Source organism: Mesorhizobium sp. M1027 (assembly GCF_040318745.1).
Classification (GTDB): domain Bacteria; phylum Pseudomonadota; class Alphaproteobacteria; order Rhizobiales; family Rhizobiaceae; genus Mesorhizobium.
The window spans coordinates 75250-93896 of record NZ_JAMYMW010000002.1 but is presented as its reverse complement, the minus strand read 5'-3'; the positions used below and the strand labels follow the sequence as shown (position 1 = coordinate 93896).

Here is an 18647-nt window from a genome sequence, read left to right as displayed (position 1 = left end):
TCGGTCATTCCCGCCCTGCCCACGGGACGAGCACCCGCTCGATCCTGCGGATGATGAATTCGAGCACGAAGGCAATGGCCGCGATCACCAGTATGCCCATCACCACCACGTCGGTGACGAGGAACTGGGCAGCGGACTGGATCATGAAACCGAGCCCGCGCGTCGCGGCCACCAGCTCGGCGGCGACCAGCGTCGACCAACCGGCGCCAAGCGCGATGCGCAGACCGGTCAGGATCGAGGGCAGCGCGCTGGGCAGGGTGACGTGCCTGATCACTTGGCGCTGCGTGGCGCCAAGCGAGCGCGCTGCATTGATGCGTTCCTGCGAGACGCCGCGAACACCCGATGCCGTCGACAGCGCAACCGGCGCCAGCATGGCAATGGCAATCACCAGGATTTTGGACGGCTCGCCAATGCCGAACCAGATAATGATCAGCGGCAGATAGGCGAGCGGCGGGATCGGCCGCAGGAATTCGAGCAGCGGATCGAAGAGGCCACGCCCGATCGTGCTGACGCCGATCGCCGCCCGATGGGAACGCCGACGACGATGGCGACGATCAGCGCTGCAAACACGCGCCACAGGCTGGCGGCGATATGCTGGAGCAGCGTCGCGTCGACAAAGCCGTCACGGGCGACGACGACAAATTTGTTCCAGACTGCCACAGGCGACGGCAGGAAAACCGGCGACACCAATTGCAGGTGGGCCGATACCGTCCACACTGCCAGCACCATCAGAATGGTGATCGCGCTAACCACGCGGGCCGAAACGCGGCTGCGTCTCGGCCGCGGCCGCGACCATGGCACCGACAGCGCGTCGGCTCCGTCGTCGACCTTGGAGCGCCGCGGCCGCTCGGTATAGGAGGTAACGGTCATGCTGCCTCCCCTTCGAAGATCGCGTCGGTCAGCTCGCCGCGCGCCGCGGCGAAGGCGGGATCGGCCTTGATGCTGCGAATGGCCTCGCCGGCTGCATAGCGCCGGCTGAAACCGGCCTCGAAACTCCGCACCACCCGGCCAGGGCCGGGAGCGAGCACAATGATGCGAGTGGCGAGCACCAGCGCTTCGTCGATGCCGTGCGTGACCATCAGCACGCCGACCTGGCTTGCCGTCCACAGATCGAGCAGCGTTGTCTGCATGCGTTCCCGTGTCAGCGCATCGAGTGCGCCCAGCGGTTCGTCGAGCAGCAGGAATTGCGGCTCGGCTGCCAGCGCCCTGGCCAGGCCGACGCGCTGGCGCATGCCGCCGGAAAGCTCCCAGATGCGCTTGTCGCCGTCGCCGTCGAGCTTCACCAGCGCCAGAAGGTCGTCGGCAGTCCGCGCCCGTTCGGCGGCCCTGACACCGCGCAGCCTGAGAGCAAAGGCGACATTTTCCCGCGCGGTCAGCCACGGAAACAATGCGTCGTTCTGGAACACGACGGCGCGGTCCGAGCCTGGCGCCGTGATCGGCCTGCCGCCAATCGTGGCGCGTCCGCGCACAGGCTCGACCAGGCCCGCGGCGACGTTGAGCAACGAGGTCTTGCCGCAGCCGGAACGGCCGACCAGGACAACGAAGTCGTCCTTAGCGATGTCAATCGACACGCGTTCGACGGCCGGCGCCGGCTGGCCGTCATAGTGAACCGAGACTTGGTCGAGCACGAGATGCGTCATGTGGGGTCGCCGATATTCTGAACCTGCCAGCCCCGAAGCCGTTCCTCGTCAGCGGCTCCGGGGCAGGCAACGCGCGTGTCAGGGAAGAGAGGACGCGCGTATTGAGCCGCCGCTAATTCGAGGCCAGCGCCTCGCCGACATATTTCGACGACACGTATTTCGAATAATCCGGCAAGACGGCGTCAATCTTGCCCTGCTCCTTGAGGAAGGCCGATGTCGCCTCGACCGCCTTGACCGTGCCGCCACCGAGGAACTTGTCCGAGGCCTGCTCCTCGAGCGTCGGGAAGACATAGCCTCTCAGCAGTTGCGGCACGTCTTCGAGCTTGGCCCCGGTGATCCTGGCGATCTTGGCCGCTTGCGGCGAGGACACCGACCATTGATCCGGCTTGGCCAGGAAGTCGGCATAGGCAGCGCCCGTCACTTTGACGAAGTCGCGCACCGCTTCCGGGTTCCTTTCGGCGAAGTCGGTGCGCACGATCCAGGCGTCGAAGGTCGGCGCGCCCCAGGCTGCGACCTGCGAGGAATCCAGCACGACCTTGCCCGTCGTCTTGATCTGGCCGAGTGCCGGATCCCAGACATAGGCGGCGTCGATGTCGCCGCGCGCCCATGCCGCCGCGATCTCCGGTGGCCGCAGGTTGAGAATATCGACCGACTTCGGGTCGACACCCTCATGCTTCAGCGCGGCAAGCAGGCTGTAATGCGTCGTCGAAACGAAGGGCACCGCCACCTTCTTGCCGGCAAGGTCGGCGGCCTTCTCGATGCCGGCGCCATTGCGGGCGACAAGGGCCTCGGATTCGCCGATCAGCCCGACAATGAAGATTGTCTGGATGGGAAGCTCGCGGCTCGCCGCGGCCGCCAGCGGGCTCGAGCCGACATAACCGATGTCGACCGAACCGGAAGCGATGGCGGCGATCACGTCGGCGCCGGAATCGAATTTCCGCCAGTCGATTGCCGCCTTGGTCGCGCTCTCATAGGCGCCGTCGGCCTGCGGCACCTTCGAGGGTTCGACGACTGTCTGGTAGCCGATAGTGATCTTGAGGTCCTGCGCATCGGCTGGGCCGAGAAAGGCGGCACCAGCCAGAGCCGCCGAGGACAAGAGAACGATACGTCGCGAAATGGTGGACATGAAAGGCTCCTTGGAAACGAGAAAAACCCGGATTGCGTTGCATAGTCACCTAACTCTATCGTTCTTGTAGAGTTAAATCCTTCCAATCGGCTCGGCCTTGTTAGAAAAAGTCGTCTGGCTAGGGCCGTTGCCCATTCGCACGCTTCTGGGTGATGGCCCGGGTGAGAACCATCGTCCTTGCCCGGGAACCTCTTCCACGTCGTTCATGCCCGCAACAAGGATTTTCCCGTTTTCACTCCTGCATCGGCAAACCCATGCCGCGAGCAGCCAAGAAATTGGAAACAAGTTCCCTGTGTTCGCGGTTAAGTCTAGTATCCTTATCGACATTGAAGGATTGGAGAGGACGATGAGCGACGCCACCCTCCTTGTTGCCGTGCGCGGCATGCTTTGGCCTTCAAATTCAGGGGCAGAAGCTGCCGTCGGTATCCTAGCCGATCGGGACATTCCTGCCGCCGGCCAGTTTGGCGGTGTGCCATTGGCGGCGGCTTCTGTGCTCGCAAGGGCACAAGCCCCGGCTAAAATGGCCATTGCGGCTTGAAAACGAAGCAAAATCAACGTTTCTCGGCTTGTATATCATGTCACTAGAATTTATCTGTAGTGACAGCTTGGACGCGGCGGGGAGGCACGCCAGGCGTTTCGCAACCGGTGGCCTTGCGCCATCGCATGACAGAGAAACGTTCGGGTTATGCTCACGAAAAAAGGTAAGTACGGCCTCAAGGCGCTCGTCCATCTGGCGCGCCTGCCGGTTGGACAGCTCGCCTTCGTCAACGACATCGCCACAGGAAACAATATTCCGAAGAAGTTCCTTGATGCCATTCTTGGCGAATTGCGCAATGCCGGGTTCGTCCAGAGCCGCAAGGGCAAGGACGGCGGCTATCGGCTGGCGCGCCCGGCGGACGAGATCAAGGTCGGTCACGTCGTGCGCGTGCTCGACGGGCCGCTTGCCCCCATTCCTTGCGCCAGCCGCACCCAGTATCAGCGCTGCGAAGACTGCAACGAGGCGACATGCCAAGTCCGACACCTGATGCTGGAGGTCCGGCAGGCCATCGCCGAGGTGCTGGATCAGCGCAGCCTCGCCGAAATGCGCGATATCGTCGGCGACGAAGACTTTTCGGCGGCGTTGAAAATCCAGGCCTGAACCAATCTCTCCTGAGCCGGCGACGATCGCCAGGACAGCTGGTGTGCGTATGACCGGGCGCGCTACGCCAAATTCGATCATCATTGTCGGTGGCGGCGCCAGCGGCGTCGTGCTTGCGGCGCATCTGCTGAAGTCGCCCAATCCCGATCTCCGCGTCAGCCTGATCGAAAAACGCCCGCATTTTGGGCAAGGCATGGCCTATTCAACGCTGCTGTCGGCGCATGTGCTGAATGTCAGCGCGTCGGGCATGAGCGCCTATGCCGAAGATCCCGGCAACTTCTCGCGCTGGCTGCTTGAACGCGGCATAGCGACGCCGGAACAGGCGCCAGTCTATGCGCCGCGCAGCGTCTACGCCCGCTATCTCAAGGAGCTGCTCGACGAGCTCGAGGCGCGTGAGCAGCAGACGGGCCGGCTACGCCTGATCCGCGAGGAGAGCCTGTCGATCTCGCCGACCGCTTCCGGCGTCGAGGTGGCGCTGGCCAACGGCACCAGCGTAGTTGCGCATCTTGCCGTGCTCGCCACCGGGCATGACGAAGAGCCGGGGGCGGGGCAGGGGCATGCGATCAGGATGGGATCCGAGGCGGACACTGCGCTCGACCCCGAAGCCCAAGTCCTGGTGCTGGGCACCGGCTTGAGCATGGTCGATGCCTTCCTGTCGCTCGAGCAGCGCGGCCACAGCGGCGCAATCGTCGCGGTGTCGCGGCGCGGCCTGCTGCCTTCGCCGCATCGCAAGGGCAATCCGATCAAGCTCGACGTTGCCGATATTCCGCTCGGCACCCAGCTTTCCTATTTCGTCGGCTGGTTCCGCGACCTGATCCGGGAAAACCAGAGGGCCGGCATCGACTGGCGCGACGTCGTCGACGGTCTGAGACCCTTCAACCAGAAGATCTGGCAGAACTGGCCGTCCTCGGCCAAGCGCCGCTTTGTCGAGCACACCAAGGCCTGGTGGGACATCCACCGCCATCGCATGGCGCCGGAAGTCTACGCTCGCGTTGCCGAGGCGGTGCAAGCGGGCCGCATCCGCCTTGTCGCCGGGCGCGTCGTCGAGATCGCCGGCGGCGACGGCTTCAGGGTACAGGTCCAGTCGCGCCACACGCAGCAGCTCGAAAGGTTCGACGTTGCTCGCATCTATGATTGCACAGGCATCGCCAGGGACATCTCAACCACCTCGAACAGCGTGGTGCGGTCGCTGGTTGATCGCGGGCTGGCAAGGCCGGATCCGCTGCGGCTCGGCCTCGATGTAACCGCCAACTGCGAGGTCATCGCCGGCGACGGCACGGTATCCGCCAAGATCCTCGCCGTCGGGCCACTGACGCGCGGCACCTTCTTCGAAATCGACGCCATTCCCGATATTCGCGTGCAGTGCGCGCGCCTGAGCAAGCGCTTGCTCGGATAAGGCCCCTTTGTCTCGACGCAATTTCGGATGCAAGACCGCCGACCAGCCAGCCCGTCGTGGTCGATACAGCCAGGCGATGACGATCGCCACAGGTTTCGGCCGTCTCGCATTGACCGGATTGGTGTCGCGCACGCTCGTCTTCGTTCTCCTCCATGGATTTTGTCGCCGGCGCGGCCGCGAGCCGCGACCCTGGTCAGATGACCGGGCAAATTCTGCTTTCGTCGTCGCCGTGCCTTGCCTACTATGGGGCATGACCCAACGCGGAAGACTCTACGGCTGTCCGGTCGAGTTCGCGCTCGACGCGCTCGGCGGCAAATGGAAGACGGTGATCCTGGCGCGCATCAAGGAACAGCCGATGCGCTAATCCGACCTGCGCCGGCTGATCCCTTCGCTTTCCGACAAGATGCTGAAGACCTCGTCAGCCTCTCGGTCTATATCGCCGCCGACCTGGATATAGGGCCGGCCTTCGGCGCCTGGATGGCCTTCTGGGCAAACCGTGGCGCGCCGCCGATCATCAAGGTGCTGCGCGTCGCCGGCCTCGGCAATCCGGATTTTCTGATCGAGATCGAAGCCCAGGCCGCGATCGCCTGAACCCTAAGCAGGTTCTGCAAATCTTTTGCCCTGCCTGGAGCCGGCGAAGCTTTCGCGAAATTCCATTCCCCTGCTGGCGGCCGGATTGGCACGATCTATCTTCTTTCCAACTGCAAACGGCTGGAAAAGACGGTAGGTTGCCGTCTTCCAGGGCGGTTGCTCATTCTGGCAACGGAGCATCTGATATGAGCAAGCACAAGATCGTGGCACAGGACGATGCATCGTCCCGCCTGCGCCCGCCCTATGCCTCGGTTCTCGACCTGATCGGTCAGACGCCGGTCGTCGAGCTGACCAAATTCGACATCGGCAAGTGCCGGCTGTTCATCAAGCTCGAAAGCCAGAATCCCGGCGGCTCGATCAAGGACCGCATCGCGCTGTCGATGATTGCCGCCGCCGAAAAACAGGGCAAACTGAAACGCGGCGGGACGATCGTGGAGGCGACCGCCGGCAACACCGGTCTTGGTCTCGCCCAGGTCGGCATCCCCAAGGGTTACCACATCATCCTTGTCGTGCCTGACAAGATGTCGCGCGAAAAGATCCAGCATTTGCGGGCGCTCGGCGCCGAAGTGCGCATGACGCGTTCCGATGTCGGCAAGGGCCATGCCGAATACTATCAGGACATGGCCGAAAAGATCGCCGCCGAGTTGCCCGGCGCCTTCTACGCCAACCAGTTTGCCAACCCGGCCAATCCGCATGCCCACGAGACCACGACCGGGCCGGAAATCTTTCAGCAGCTCGAAGGCGATGTCGATGCGGTTGTCGTCGGCGTCGGCTCCGGCGGCACACTGACCGGGCTCGGCCGCTACTTTGCGAAAGTCTCGCCGAAGACCGAGATGGTGCTCGCTGATCCGGTCGGCTCGGTGCTGGCGCCCCTGATCAAGACCGGCAAGATGGTAGAGGCCGGAAGCTGGACCGTCGAAGGCATCGGCGAGGATTTCGTGCCGCCCAACGCCGATCTGTCGCTGGTCAGGAAGGCCTACTCCATCCCCGACAAGCAGAGCATGCTTGCGGTGCGCGACCTGCTTTCGAAGGAAGGCATTCTCGCCGGCTCGTCGTCCGGCACGCTGCTTTCGGCAGCACTCCGCTATTGCCGCGAGCAGACCGTGCCGAAGCGCGTCGTCACGTTCGTCTGCGACAGCGGCAACAAGTACCTGTCGAAAGTCTTCGACGATTTCTGGCTGGCCGAGCAGGGCCTTGCCGAGCACGAGCAGCATGGCGACCTGCGCGACCTGGTGATGCGCACGCTCCGCACCGGCGATGTCGTGTCCGTCGGCCCCGACGAAAGCCTGCTCAACGCCTATGGCCGCATGCGCCGCTCGGATGTCTCGCAACTGCCGGTGCTGGACGAGGGCAAGCTCGTCGGCATCATCGACGAAAGCGATATCCTGGCCAAGGTCGAAGGCCCCTATGACAGCCGCTGGGACCGCTTCAAGGCCCCGGTTAGGACGGCGATGACCACCAATCTGCACACGCTGCAGGCCAGCCAGACGCTGGATGCGCTGCTGCCGGTGTTCGACCGCAACGAGGTCGCCATCGTCTTCGACGGCGACGAATTCATTGGCCTGATAACCCGCATCGACCTGATCAACCATCTGAGGCGCGCCCGATGACCATAAAAGCCACTGTATCGGGCAAAAACCGCCTCGCCTTCTCGACCCGCACCATCCATGGCGGCCAGAGCCACGACCCGACGACGGGCGCGGTGATGGTACCGATCTACGCCACCTCGACCTATGGCCAGCAGAGCCCGGGCGTGCACAAGGGCTTTGAATATGCCCGCAGCCAGAACCCGACCCGCTTTGCCTTCGAACGCGCTGTGGCCGACCTCGAAAGCGGCACAGCCGCTTTCGCCTTCGCTTCGGGGCTGGCGGCGATCGCCACGGTGTTTGAACTGCTCGATTCAGGCGCGCATATCGTCGCCACCGACGACATCTATGGCGGCACGTTCCGATTGCTCGAGCGGGTGCGCAAGCGCTCGGCCAATTTGCAGGTCGACTTCGTCGACTTCACCGATCTTGCCGCCGTCGAGGCGGCGATCCGCCCCGAGACCAAGCTGCTCTGGGTTGAGACGCCGACCAATCCGCTGCTGCGTGTCGTCGATCTGGAAGCGGTCGCGGCACTGGCCAGGCACAAAGGCGTGCTTTCGGTCGCCGACAACACCTTCTGCAGCCCCTATCTGCAGCGGCCGCTGGAGCTCGGCATCGACATATCAGTCCATTCGACGACCAAATACCTCAATGGCCATTCCGACATGGTCGGCGGCGTCGCCGTGGTCGGCGACAACAAGGATCTCACTGAGCGGCTGAAATTCCTGCAGAACGCCATCGGCGCCATTTCCGGGCCGTTCGACAGTTTCCTGGCGCTGCGCGGCTTGAAGACGCTGGCGCTCAGGATGGAGCGCCATTCGTCCAACGGCCAGAAGATCGCGCACTGGCTGGAAAGCCGCCCCGACATCCGTCGTGTCATCTATCCCGGCCTGCCCAGCCATCCGCAGCACGCCATCGCCAGGCGGCAGATGCACGCCTTCGGCGGCATGATCACCGTCGAGCTCGACCGCGACCTCGCCGGCACCAAGCGCTTCCTCGAACACACGCAACTGTTCACGCTGGCCGAAAGCCTCGGCGGTGTCGAAAGCCTGATCGAGCACCCGGCGCTGATGACGCACGGCTCGATCCCCGCGAAAAAGCGCGCCGAGATCGGGATATCCGATTCGCTGGTGCGCTTGTCTGCCGGGATCGAGGATGGCGACGATCTGATTGCGGATCTAGATCAGGCGCTCGCGAGTTGAGCCCGGCAACAAGAACCTTGCGAGACGTCGGCGGACAGTGCGCCTCTGCCCTACCGGGCATCTCGGCCACGAGGGGTGAGATTGGCCGTCATCTTGCGCTTTCGCCAACCTCCAACACTGAAACACGGACGGGACGGCGAAGCTGCCAATCTCCCCCCTCGAGGGGGAGATGTCCGGCAGGACAGAGGGGGGCGTGAAGGATCGCCAACGAGCGGCGCTTGTTCTGCATCCATCCATGTGTCTTACATTCTATTCCGTTGACCTTGGCGCCATCTGGCAGAATTGTAGCTTCCTGATCCACCTTGCTGCCTGGCTCCGGAAGCTATGGACAACCGACAACGCAACCAACCGACGGCAAGCGACACCCCGCTCACCTTCGCCATCCTCGTCTTCCCCGGCTTTCCGATGATGGCGTTCAGTTCGGTCATCGAGCCGCTCCGCGCCGCCAACGTGCTGGCCAAGCGGGACTATTATCGCTGGATCATTGTCGGCGCCGCCGAAGGCCCGGTCGAGGCTTCGAACGGCGTCGTCATCCAGCCCGGCTTTTCCGCCCATGACGCGCCGAAGGTCGATCGCATCGTCGTCTGCTCGGGCGGAGATGCCGATCATCTCGTCGCGTACGATGCCGTGAGCTGGATCCGCAAGAGCCTGCGCGGTGGCGCCCATATCGGTGCTGTGGCGGATGCGGCGTTCTTCCTTGCCCGCGCGGGTCTGCTCGACGGCCATGCCTGCACCTTGCACTGGACCAGCCAGGCCGCCTTCACCGAGGCCTTTCCCGACATCGAGCTCAGGCGCGATCTCTACGTCATCGACCGCAAGCGCTTCACCTCGGCCGGCGGTGTCGGCAGCCTCGACATGATGCTGGAGATCATCACCCGCGATTATGGCGCCGAGCTGTCGGCCGGCGTCGCCGAGTGGTTCGTGCACAGCCCGCTGCGCTCCAGCGTCGACCGCAAGCTGATGCCGCTGCGCTTACGCACCGGCGTGCAGAATGAACTGGTGCTGTCGGCCATCGCCATCATGGAGGATGCAGTGGAGGAACGGCTCGGCATGGCGGAGTTGGCGAATAGGCTTGGCGTCTCCTCCGACAAGCTCGAACGCAATTTTCGCTCCGAGCTCAGCATTTCGCCCAACGGCTACTACCGCCGGCTGCGGCTGAAGCGTGCCGCCGACCTGCTGGCGCATTCCACGCTGATGGTGCGCGACGTGGCGCTCGCCTGCGGCTTTGCCTCGATGTCGAGCTTTGCCCGCGCGTTTCGGGAAGAGCATGGGCATGCGCCGAAGGTGATGCGGAGGCATTAGGGGCCTCTGCAAGCCGCAAACGTCGGAGATTGGCCGAACACCCCTCCACTTCGTCATCCCAGGGCGGAGCAAGGAGCGAAGCGACGCGGCGCGGACCCTGGGATCCATGCCGTTACCTCGCGGCAGTGCGCCTGCGGACCCGTCCCGCGAAAAAGCTCGAACCATTCCGGATTGGTCTTCTCGATGAGCTCGATCTTCCATTGGCGTGGCCAGCGCTTCAGCGACTTCTCGCGCTGGATGGCGTCGACAATGTCGAAATGTTCCTCATACCAGACCAGACGCTGCACACCGTAGCGGCTGGTGAACCGCGAGCCCTCGCCGGATTTGTGCTCCGGCATGCGGCGGCCGAGATCATTCGTAACCCCGATATAGATCGTGCCGCGCTTCTGGCTTGCGGTCATGTAAACGTAGCCGGTCATGGTTTCAGGGTAGCGAGCATCGATGCGCGCACAAGCGCCATTCCGCCGCATTCTACGACCAATGTCACGGCATGGATCCTAGGGTCTGCGCTGCGTCGCTTCGCTCCTTGCTCCGCCCTAGGATGACGAAAACGTTCGGGCCCACAGTCAATCGCCGAGGTAATTGAAGGGGGCTGCCGCCTAGCGGCATCCGGCACAACACCTGCGGGATTTCGCACAGACTTTGCGCCACCCTTGGCCCATCCTCGCCGCTTCCAGGAGGCACCCATGAGCATTGTCGTTTTTGACCCCGACAGCACCGAGGACGTCGACTTCAAGGACCGCATGCGCCATCCGGCGGCGGCCGATCCGGCCGGCGGCATGTGGCTGTCCGATACCGAGCCGTCCTTCATCGACGCCGACGCGCTGCGCAAGGGGCGCCTTGCCAAGCTGCGTGCCTGGATGCGCGAGGCCGGCTATGGCGGCGTCGTTTTGTTCGACCCCTACAACCAGCGTTACGCCACCGGTTCGCGCAACATGTTCGGCTATTTCCTGCGCAACTCGACGCGCTACTTCTTCATCCCCACCGAAGGGCCGATCGTGCTGTTCGAATATCCGCAGAGCTACCATGTCTCGATGGTGCTCGACACGATCGACGAGGCGCGTCCGTCCAAGCTGGTATGGTCTTCGGTGTCGGGCCGCGACGACGAAACCGCGGGTCCCTTCGCCGACGAGATCGCCGATTTGCTCAAGGCGCATGGCGGCGGCTCGATGAAGCTCGGCCTCGACCGCTGCAGCCATCTGCAGGCGCTGGCGCTCGAAAAGCGCGGCTGCGACGTCCGCGATTGCCAGGGCGAGATTTTGGCGGTGCGCGCGGTCAAGACGCCCGAGGAAGTAAAATGCCTGCAGGTGTCGATGGCCGGCGCCGAGGCCGCCGTCTATGCCGTGCGCGAGGCGATCAAGCCAGGCGTTTCCGAAAACGAGCTGTTCGCCATCATGTATGGCGAGGTGATCCGCCAAGGCGGCGAGTTCATCGAAACCCGTTTGCTGACCTCGGGCCAGCGCACCAATCCTTGGTTCAACGAAGCGAGCGGCCGCAAGATCAGGCCGGGCGAACTCTTGGCGCTCGATACCGACACGATCGGCTGCTACGGCTATTATTCGGACTTCTCGCGCACCTTCCGCTGCGGCCCGGGCAGGCCGACGGATTACCAGAAGTCGCTCTACAAGATGGCGCACGACCAGGTTCAGCACAATATCGGGGTCGTCAAGCCGGGTATGACGTTTCGCGAGATTGCCGAAAAGGCCTGGAAAATTCCCGACCGCTTCGTCGACCAGCGCTACACCTCGGTCATGCACGGCGTCGGCATGCATGGCGAGACGCCGTTCATCGCGCACGCCATGGATTACGAAACCTATGGTCGCGACGGTGTCATCGTGCCCGGCATGGTGGTCAGCGTCGAAAGCTATATCGGCGAGAAGGGCGGCCGCGAGGGCGTCAAGCTGGAGGACGAGATCCTGATCACCGAGACCGGCACCGAACTTCTGTCGCGGTTCCCTTATGAGGACGATTTCTTGGAGAAACAGGTTTGATGCTCGTTCCCTCGCAAAGTTTTGATAGACGGACGCGTTTGGCCGGTCGCACGCTTTGGCGACTGTCGGAAACACCCTTTGCTTCGTCATCCTGGGGCGGAGCAAGGAGCGCAGCGACGCGGCGCAGACCCCAGGATCCATGCCGTGACTTCAGAACGCTGCTGCGGTGCAGGATTCTGTTCCGCCGCATTCCTCGGCAGCCGTCACGGAATGGATCCCAGGGTCTCCGCGACGGAGCTTCGCTCCTGCTTCGCCCTGAGATGACGAAGCTGGCTAGGCGTCGCCCAATCTCCACGGCTTGCGGTAGCCCACCGAAAGGAACAGCGTTGGCCGGGAAGCCAGGCAGTTTTGCATGAAAAGCCCGATCTCGATCAAGTCCGGCAAGGCGGCGGCGGTGTTCATCGATCTCCAGGAGGAGCATCGGCGGGACAAGCGCTATCTGGTCGAAGGCTATGGCGATATCCTCGCCAACGTACAGCGCCTGCAGGCAGCGGCACGGGCCAATCATGTGCCGTTGTATCACTGGGCCTATGTCGTCGATCTCGCCACAGCACGGCCGTTCCACCCGGTCGAGGCCAACGGCAAGTCGGCCTTTTCCGACAAGGACGATCCGCTGACGGCGATCTGTCCGGAAGTGGCGCCTGCAGCCGGCGAGACGATGCTGGTCAAGACCGATGCCAGCGCCTTCCGCGCGGGGCCTGCCGCCGGGCGGCTCAAGGCCGACGGCATCGAGTGGCTGGTCGTCGCCGGCGTCTGGACCGAGGCCTGCATCGATGCCACCGTCAAAGATGCGGTGGCGCTCGGGTTTCGCGTGCTGCTGGTCAAGGATGCCTGCGGCAGCGGCAGCTCGGCGATGCACCAGACGGCCATTCTCAACCTCGCCAACCGGCTCTATGGCGGCGCCGTCACCACCACCGAGGCCGCCTGCCGGCTGCTGGCCGGCGAGACGGTCGATGCCTGGCAGGTCGAGGGCTCAGTGCCGCTGCGTTTCAGCTACGAAAACGCCGCCCGGCTCTATGCCGAGCTCTGAGCGGAATCGCGCCGCGATGGTCACCGAAGCCGATCGACCCGAAATAAAAGACCGCGGAAAATACCAAACGCTGCTCGATCCGGAACTGTGGGCCTATATCGACAGGGTCAACGAGTGGTATCCGCCCGAAATCGTCTACATGCCGATCGACAGGCAGCGGGCGGTCTATGACGCCATGTGCCGGGCGTTTCGCGAGCCCTATCCACCCGGCGTCAAGGCCAGCGACAGCAGCGTCGGCGACCGTGCGATCCCGGTCCGGCGTTACCATATGGCGGGAACGGCGCCGCAGGCGATGGTCGTCTATTATCACGGCGGCGGTTTCGTGCTTGGCGGGCTCGACAGCCATGACGACATCTGCGCCGAGATCTGCGCCGGCACCGGCTTTGCGGTTCTGTCCGCCGACTACCGGCTGGCGCCGGAACATCTGCATCCGGCGGCCTTCGAGGATGCGCTGGCGGTGTTCGAATGGGCTGCGGCGACGACCGGCTTGCCGATCGTGCTCTGCGGCGAGAGCGCCGGCGGCAACCTGGCCGCAGCAGTGGCGCAGGCGACACGCACTCATCCTCGCCGCGCGATCGGCCAGGTGCTGATCTATCCCGAGCTCGGCGGTGACGAGCTAGACGGCCCAGAGCTGGACCGCAAAGCGCGCACCGGCTCCTATATCGAGCACGCCGAAGCGCCGCTGCTGACGTTGCGGGACGTCGAATTCTACCGCCATATCCGGGCAGCGAAGGGGCAGTCGCCGGACGACCCGACATTTTCGCCACTTGGCGATAGCGACTTCTCCAGCCTGCCGCCGACGGTAATCGTCACCGCGCGATGCGATCCGCTGTCATCGGACGGCCAGACCTATCGCGACCGCATCCTTGCCGCCGGCGGTAAGGCATGGTGGCGCGAGGAGCCGCGCCTCGTGCACAGTTTCCTGCGCGCCCGCAAGACCGTGCCGCGCGCCAGCGAGGCCGTTGATCGCATCGTCGCGGCTATAGCCGCGCTGGGCGGGGGTAAGTGGCCGGAGTGACGGCGGAGTGCGGCTCTCATGCCGGCCAGGCAAGCGCAGAAATCCTCTCTCCTCAAGCTCCCCACTGCGGAACAGCGCACAACAACTGCGGAAAACCGAACACTTGCCCGCTCAGGCCAGCATTATCATCACCTCACGTAAGGCGCCCTGCGAAACGCAACCACCCCCGCGGCGCGGTCGGTCGGAGGCGCCCAACAAAGAGGGAACGACGATGAAGTTCATGCTGACCGATCGGAAATTGCATCCGCAGGCCGCGCCCGTCGCCGACGGCTTCAAGAAGGGCCAGATGAACCGGCGCGAATATCTCGCCACCATGGCCGCGTTTGGTGTCAGCGCTGCCGGCGCGCTGGCGCTTGGCGGGCTTGCTCCGTCACCGGCCAGGGCCGAGGAGGCGAAGCGCGGTGGCGTCTTGCGCGTTGCCATGAACGTCAAGGGCTGGAAGGATCCGCGCACCTTCGACGGCGTCGAGATGTCCAACGTCGCCCGCCAGTGTAATGAATATCTGGTGCGCTGGAACCGCGACTTCACCTTCGAGCCATGGCTGCTCGAGAGCTGGGAGACCAGCGACGATGCCCGCGTGCTGACGCTGCATGTCCGCAAAGGCGTCAACTGGTCGAATGGCGACACCTTCAACGCCGACGATGTCATTCACAATCTGACGCGCTGGTGCGATGCGTCCGTCGCCGGCAATTCTGTCGCCGCGCGGATGGGCGCGCTGGTCAACGCGGACACCAAGAAAGCCGTCGACGGCGGCATCGAACGCGTCGACGACTTCACCGTGCGGCTCAATTTGCCCAAGCCCGACATTTCACTGATTGCCGGCATGGCCGACTATCCGGCGCTGATCATGCACCGCAGCTATGAAGGCGACGGCGACCCGATGAAGGCATTGGCGATCACCACCGGGCCGTGCGAACTCGTGGCATGGGACGCCGAGGTCGGCGCCGAAGTCCGCCGCAAGGACAAGCCATGGTGGAAGGGCGAATTCTACCTCGACGGCATCAAATGGGTCGACTACGGTTCCGATCCCAACGCCATGCTGTCTGCCTTCGAATCGGGCGAGATCGACACCGACCACGAAACCGCCTCCGACACGGTTGCGCAGACGGACTCCATGGGCCTGAGCAATTCCGAGATCGCCACCGGCTCGACGATCGTCGCGCGTTTCAATGTCGCCAATCCGCCCTATGACGACATCAAGGTGCGCCGCGCCGCCCAGCTCGCCGTCGACAACGCCGCTGTGCTGAAGATCGGCATGGACAACCGCGGCAAGCCGGCCGAGAACCATCATGTCGGGCCGATGCATCCCGAATATGCCGATATCGGCCCAGCCGTGCGCAACATCGATCAAGCCAAGGCCCTGCTCGCCGAGGCCGGCAAGGCCGATCACGAATACGAGCTCATTTCGGTCGACGTCGACTGGCAAAAGACCACCGGCGACGCCATCGCAGCGCAGATGCGCGAGGCTGGGCTGAAGATCAAGCGCACGGTGCTGCCGGCCGCCACCTTCTGGAACGACTGGAGCAAATATCCGTTCTCCTGCACCGAATGGCTCGGCCGGCCGCTGGGCATCCAGGTGCTGGCGCTGGCCTACAAATCGGGCGCCGCCTGGAACGAGAGCGCTTACGCCAATCCGGAATTCGACAGCCTACTCGACAAGGCGCTGGCGATGCCCGATGCCGGCGACCGCAAGGAGATCATGGCGAAGATCGAGCAGAATCTCCGCGATTCCGGCATTATCATCCAGCCCTACTGGCGCTCGGTCTACCGCACCTACCGCAAGGGCGTCCATGGCTGCGAGCAGCACCAGTCGCTCGAGCAGCATTTCGAGAAGGTTTGGCTCGAGGCGTGACTCGTGCCGCCCGACGGAAAGCCGGCGCCCAAGGCAGCGGAAGCCGGCGTCAGCCGGCGGTGCCCGCCCTTGAAATCTCCCGCCCGAGGCGCACCGTTTCCCGCACCAGCAGGTCCAGATCGTCACGCCGGGTACGGTGGTTGTTGATGGCGACCCTGAGGCAATGCCGGCCATGCACCGTCGTGTCGGAAATGGCGGCGATGCCTTCTTCCTGCAGCCTCAGCATGATCTCGGTATTGAGCGCTTTCAGGCGCTCAGCGTCCAACCCATCGGCGCGATAGCGAAAGCAGACGATGTTGATGTTCACCGGCGCCACCAGCTCGAGCGCCGGTTCGGCCTCGATCAGCTCACCGAGATAATGCCCTTGCGCGATGTTCTGGTCGATCAGCCGGCCGAACTTTTCGATGCCGTGTTCTCGCAGCGCCATCCACACCTTCAGCGCCCGGAAGCCGCGTGAGGTCTGCAAGCCGTAGTCGTGCAGCCATTGGCCGGAGGCCAGGCCGCGCGGCGTCGATTCCAGATATTCCGGCGTCACCGCGAACGTGCGGCGATGCGCGGAGGCATCCCGGATCAGCGCGCAGCCGACCTCGAAGGGCGCGTGCAGCCATTTATGCGGATCGAGCGCGATTGAGTGGGCGTGCTCGATGCCGGCAACGCGATGCGAATTGTCCGGCGCAATCGCAAGCAAGGCGCCGATGCAGCCATCGACGTGAAACCACAGATCCTCTTTTGCCGCCAGGTCGGCCAGCGCTTGCAGATCGTCGATTGCGCCGGTGTTCACCGTGCCGGCCGTACCGATCACGCAGGCCGGCTTGAAACCGGCGTCACGGTCCTCGGCGATCGCCGCCCGTAACGCAGCGATGTCGATCCGCAGCCCGGCATCGCTCGGGATGCGGCGCAGCGCCCGGTTGCCGAGGCCGAGCGCCTCCATCGCCTTGCGATGACAGGAGTGAAGCTGGTCGGAGCCGTAGAAACGCAGTGGCTTGTCGATGCCAGCAACGCCGTGCTCGCGTATGTCGATGCCGGCCTTGGCGTTGCGCGCCACGGTCAGACCGATGATGTTGGCCATCGAGCCGCCGCTGACCAGTGTGCCGCTGGCCGATTGCGGAAAGCCCATCATTTCCTTGCACCAGTCGACGACCTGGTTGTCCATCAGCGCGGCGGAATGGTTGCCGCCGCCGAGGTTGGAGCCCTGGATCGCCGCCAGGAAATCGCCGAGCGCGCCGGTGAAATTGCTCGAGCCCATATACCAGGACCAGAAGCGCGGATGGATGTTGCCCATCGGATAGGGCATCAAGCTCCTGGTGACGTCGCCATAGATTTCTGCCAGCGGCGCCGGCGAACGCGGCAGCGGCGATGTGAAGAAGGTCCTCACATCGACCGGCATCTCCTGCCACACCGGACGCTCTCTGACATCGCGCAGGTAAGCGACGGCATCGTCGACGATCCGATGCGACAGGACCTGCACATCGGCCCAGTTCGAGGGGTCAAGCGTTTCCTCGCTGGCCGTGACGGCCAATCCAGGTTTCGTGTCCATGCAGGCCGCTCCCGATGTGCCGCCGTCACGCCGGAAACTGGCAGCCGGGCGTCGACTGCGAAAGCGCGGTCTCCTCGGCGTCCATCTCCGCTTCGATGCCGTCGAACAGCGGCGTGGTCATGTAACGCTCGCCGGTGTCGGGAAGCATGCACAGGATCACCGAGCCGGGTAGCGCCTTTTCCGCGATCTGCCGCGCCACCGCGAAGGTCGCCCCGCCGGAGATGCCGGTGAAAATCCCTTCCTTCTGCGCCAGCGCCTTGGCCCATTTCATGCCCTCGGGCCCGGCAATCGGCACCACGTCGTCGTAGAGGCTTGTATCGATCGCCTCCTGCAGCACGTCCGGAATGAAGTCGGGCGTCCAGCCCTGGATCGGATGCGGCTCGAACGCTGGATGGCTGGCGGCAGGCGCGCCGCCGGCGCCGCGCTGCTGCGGCTTGCCGCTGCCGATAAGCTGCGCATTGGCCGGTTCGGCGAGCACGATCCGGGTCTCCGGCCGCTCGCGGCGCAGCACGCGTCCGACGCCGGCGACGGTGCCGCCCGTGCCATAGCCGGTGACGAAACAGTCGAGCCGCGAGCCGGCGAAATCGTTGATGATCTCGCGCGCCGTGGTCGCTTCGTGAATGGCGGCATTGGCCTTGGTCTCGAACTGGCGGGCAAGGAACCAGCCATTGGCCTCGGCGAGCTCCACCGCCTTCGTGTACATGCCAAAACCCTTCTGGGCGCGCGGCGTCAGCACCACCTTGGCGCCCAGCATGCGCATCAGCTTGCGGCGTTCGATGGAAAAACTGTCGGCCATCGTCACCACCAGCGGATAGCCCTTCTGGGCGCAAACCATGGCAAGGCCGATGCCGGTGTTGCCGCTGGTCGCCTCGACCACGGTCTGGCCCGGCTTCAAGGCGCCGCTGCGCTCGCCCTCCTCGATGATGTTGAGTGCCAGCCTGTCCTTTACCGAGGCGGCGGGATTGAAGAACTCGGCCTTCACATAGATCGTGGCATGGTCCGGTCCGAGATTATTGATGCGGATCACCGGCGTATCGCCGACCGTGTCGAGAATGCTGTCGAACAGACGGCCGCGCCCGGCGGTGGTTCTGATTTTCTGTTGATGCAACATGTCGATCTCCTCGCGTTGTCGTTGTCTCTTGTCGTCACGGGCCGGTTACAGACCGGTGGCTTGGGCGGCGAGGTTTCGAGACCTTGCCACGCTACATCTGCCTCCCGGCAATGCCAGTATCCGGCGC

At 64.1% G+C, this 18647-nt stretch carries 14 protein-coding genes and 2 pseudogenes; 10 read left to right on the top strand and 6 right to left on the bottom strand.

The genetic code is table 11. The annotated features are described in order from the left end of the window. Positions 1–4: 4 nt before the first annotated feature. From NKH50_RS04950 to tauA, 3 genes and pseudogenes are all read right to left on the bottom strand, one after another. Positions 5–870 (bottom strand): annotated as a pseudogene (locus NKH50_RS04950) (ABC transporter permease subunit). Then, positions 867–1640: a taurine ABC transporter ATP-binding protein gene (locus NKH50_RS04945; RefSeq protein ID WP_352737878.1), complete on the bottom strand. Its 774-nt coding sequence runs from the start codon at positions 1638–1640 to the stop codon at positions 867–869. Before NKH50_RS04945 ends, NKH50_RS04950 begins: the two are co-directional and overlap by 4 nt. Positions 1641–1752: 112 nt before the next feature. Then, complete coding sequence (gene tauA, locus NKH50_RS04940) at positions 1753–2766, bottom strand: taurine ABC transporter substrate-binding protein (protein WP_352877052.1); 1014 nt, start codon at positions 2764–2766, stop codon at positions 1753–1755. A 97-nt stretch (positions 2767–2863) separates the two neighbouring features. Here tauA and NKH50_RS04935 point away from each other — a divergent pair, with 97 nt between their 5' ends. The 6 genes from NKH50_RS04935 (at position 2864) to NKH50_RS04910 (ending at position 9981) form a co-directional block, all read left to right on the top strand. Further along, positions 2864–3304 carry a hypothetical protein gene (locus NKH50_RS04935; protein WP_352877050.1) on the top strand — a complete coding sequence of 147 codons (441 nt, stop codon included), beginning with the start codon at positions 2864–2866 and terminating at the stop codon, positions 3302–3304. Between the two features lie 147 nt (positions 3305–3451). Next, the gene (locus NKH50_RS04930; RefSeq protein WP_352476864.1) at positions 3452–3904 is read left to right on the top strand and encodes an RrF2 family transcriptional regulator; all 453 of its coding nucleotides are present in this window, start codon (positions 3452–3454) and stop codon (positions 3902–3904) included. A 49-nt stretch (positions 3905–3953) separates the two neighbouring features. Next, positions 3954–5300, top strand: a complete 1347-nt coding sequence (locus NKH50_RS04925; RefSeq protein ID WP_352877047.1) for an FAD/NAD(P)-binding protein — start codon at positions 3954–3956, stop codon at positions 5298–5300. 776 nt (positions 5301–6076) lie between these two features. Continuing rightward, positions 6077–7501: a pyridoxal-phosphate dependent enzyme gene (locus NKH50_RS04920; protein ID WP_352877044.1), complete on the top strand. Its 1425-nt coding sequence runs from the start codon at positions 6077–6079 to the stop codon at positions 7499–7501. Continuing rightward, positions 7498–8679: a cystathionine gamma-synthase gene (locus NKH50_RS04915; protein ID WP_352737875.1), complete on the top strand. Its 1182-nt coding sequence runs from the start codon at positions 7498–7500 to the stop codon at positions 8677–8679. The genes NKH50_RS04920 and NKH50_RS04915 overlap by 4 nt, the downstream gene beginning before the upstream one ends. 324 nt (positions 8680–9003) lie before the next feature. Further along, positions 9004–9981 carry a GlxA family transcriptional regulator gene (locus NKH50_RS04910; protein WP_352737874.1) on the top strand — a complete coding sequence of 326 codons (978 nt, stop codon included), beginning with the start codon at positions 9004–9006 and terminating at the stop codon, positions 9979–9981. 137 nt (positions 9982–10118) lie between these two features. On the opposite strand, the pseudogene NKH50_RS04905 reads toward NKH50_RS04910, so the two are convergent. Beyond that, positions 10119–10400, bottom strand: a pseudogene (locus NKH50_RS04905) (GIY-YIG nuclease family protein); the annotation flags it as partial. 267 nt (positions 10401–10667) lie between these two features. Between NKH50_RS04905 and NKH50_RS04900 the strand changes: the two are divergent. The 4 genes from NKH50_RS04900 to NKH50_RS04885 all read left to right on the top strand — a co-directional run bounded on the left by NKH50_RS04900 (position 10668) and on the right by NKH50_RS04885 (position 15872). After that, entirely contained in the window at positions 10668–11972 is a 1305-nt protein-coding gene (locus NKH50_RS04900; protein ID WP_352877040.1) for a M24 family metallopeptidase, read from the top strand. Positions 11973–12324: 352 nt separating this feature from the next. Further along, positions 12325–13002 carry an isochorismatase family protein gene (locus tag NKH50_RS04895; protein WP_352737872.1) on the top strand — a complete coding sequence of 226 codons (678 nt, stop codon included), beginning with the start codon at positions 12325–12327 and terminating at the stop codon, positions 13000–13002. A gap of 16 nt (positions 13003–13018) precedes the next feature. Then, a complete protein-coding gene (locus NKH50_RS04890; protein ID WP_352877037.1) occupies positions 13019–14020 on the top strand; it encodes an alpha/beta hydrolase in 1002 nt (333 codons plus the stop codon). Between the two features lie 211 nt (positions 14021–14231). Next, complete coding sequence (locus tag NKH50_RS04885) at positions 14232–15872, top strand: ABC transporter substrate-binding protein (protein ID WP_352877034.1); 1641 nt, start codon at positions 14232–14234, stop codon at positions 15870–15872. A 49-nt stretch (positions 15873–15921) separates the two neighbouring features. Here the strand turns inward: NKH50_RS04885 and NKH50_RS04880 are convergent, their stop codons facing one another. Both NKH50_RS04880 and NKH50_RS04875 read right to left on the bottom strand, forming a co-directional pair. Next, complete coding sequence (locus tag NKH50_RS04880; RefSeq protein WP_352877031.1) at positions 15922–17409, bottom strand: pyridoxal phosphate-dependent decarboxylase family protein; 1488 nt, start codon at positions 17407–17409, stop codon at positions 15922–15924. Positions 17410–17434: 25 nt separating this feature from the next. Beyond that, the gene (locus NKH50_RS04875; RefSeq protein WP_352508625.1) at positions 17435–18520 is read right to left on the bottom strand and encodes a PLP-dependent cysteine synthase family protein; all 1086 of its coding nucleotides are present in this window, start codon (positions 18518–18520) and stop codon (positions 17435–17437) included. Positions 18521–18647: the final 127 nt, after the last annotated feature.

What these genes read in the sequence shown, in the direction of transcription:
- NKH50_RS04945 (WP_352737878.1), bottom strand. Translation starts at nt 1,640, where the DNA reads ATGACGCATCTCGTGCTCGACCAAGTCTCGGTTCACTATGACGGCCAG.
- tauA (WP_352877052.1), bottom strand. Translation starts at nt 2,766, where the DNA reads ATGTCCACCATTTCGCGACGTATCGTTCTCTTGTCCTCGGCGGCTCTG.
- NKH50_RS04930 (WP_352476864.1), top strand. Translation starts at nt 3,452, where the DNA reads ATGCTCACGAAAAAAGGTAAGTACGGCCTCAAGGCGCTCGTCCATCTG.
- NKH50_RS04925 (WP_352877047.1), top strand. Translation starts at nt 3,954, where the DNA reads ATGACCGGGCGCGCTACGCCAAATTCGATCATCATTGTCGGTGGCGGC.
- NKH50_RS04920 (WP_352877044.1), top strand. Translation starts at nt 6,077, where the DNA reads ATGAGCAAGCACAAGATCGTGGCACAGGACGATGCATCGTCCCGCCTG.
- NKH50_RS04915 (WP_352737875.1), top strand. Translation starts at nt 7,498, where the DNA reads ATGACCATAAAAGCCACTGTATCGGGCAAAAACCGCCTCGCCTTCTCG.
- NKH50_RS04910 (WP_352737874.1), top strand. Translation starts at nt 9,004, where the DNA reads ATGGACAACCGACAACGCAACCAACCGACGGCAAGCGACACCCCGCTC.
- NKH50_RS04900 (WP_352877040.1), top strand. Translation starts at nt 10,668, where the DNA reads ATGAGCATTGTCGTTTTTGACCCCGACAGCACCGAGGACGTCGACTTC.
- NKH50_RS04895 (WP_352737872.1), top strand. Translation starts at nt 12,325, where the DNA reads ATGAAAAGCCCGATCTCGATCAAGTCCGGCAAGGCGGCGGCGGTGTTC.
- NKH50_RS04890 (WP_352877037.1), top strand. Translation starts at nt 13,019, where the DNA reads ATGGTCACCGAAGCCGATCGACCCGAAATAAAAGACCGCGGAAAATAC.
- NKH50_RS04885 (WP_352877034.1), top strand. Translation starts at nt 14,232, where the DNA reads ATGAAGTTCATGCTGACCGATCGGAAATTGCATCCGCAGGCCGCGCCC.
- NKH50_RS04880 (WP_352877031.1), bottom strand. Translation starts at nt 17,409, where the DNA reads ATGGACACGAAACCTGGATTGGCCGTCACGGCCAGCGAGGAAACGCTT.
- NKH50_RS04875 (WP_352508625.1), bottom strand. Translation starts at nt 18,520, where the DNA reads ATGTTGCATCAACAGAAAATCAGAACCACCGCCGGGCGCGGCCGTCTG.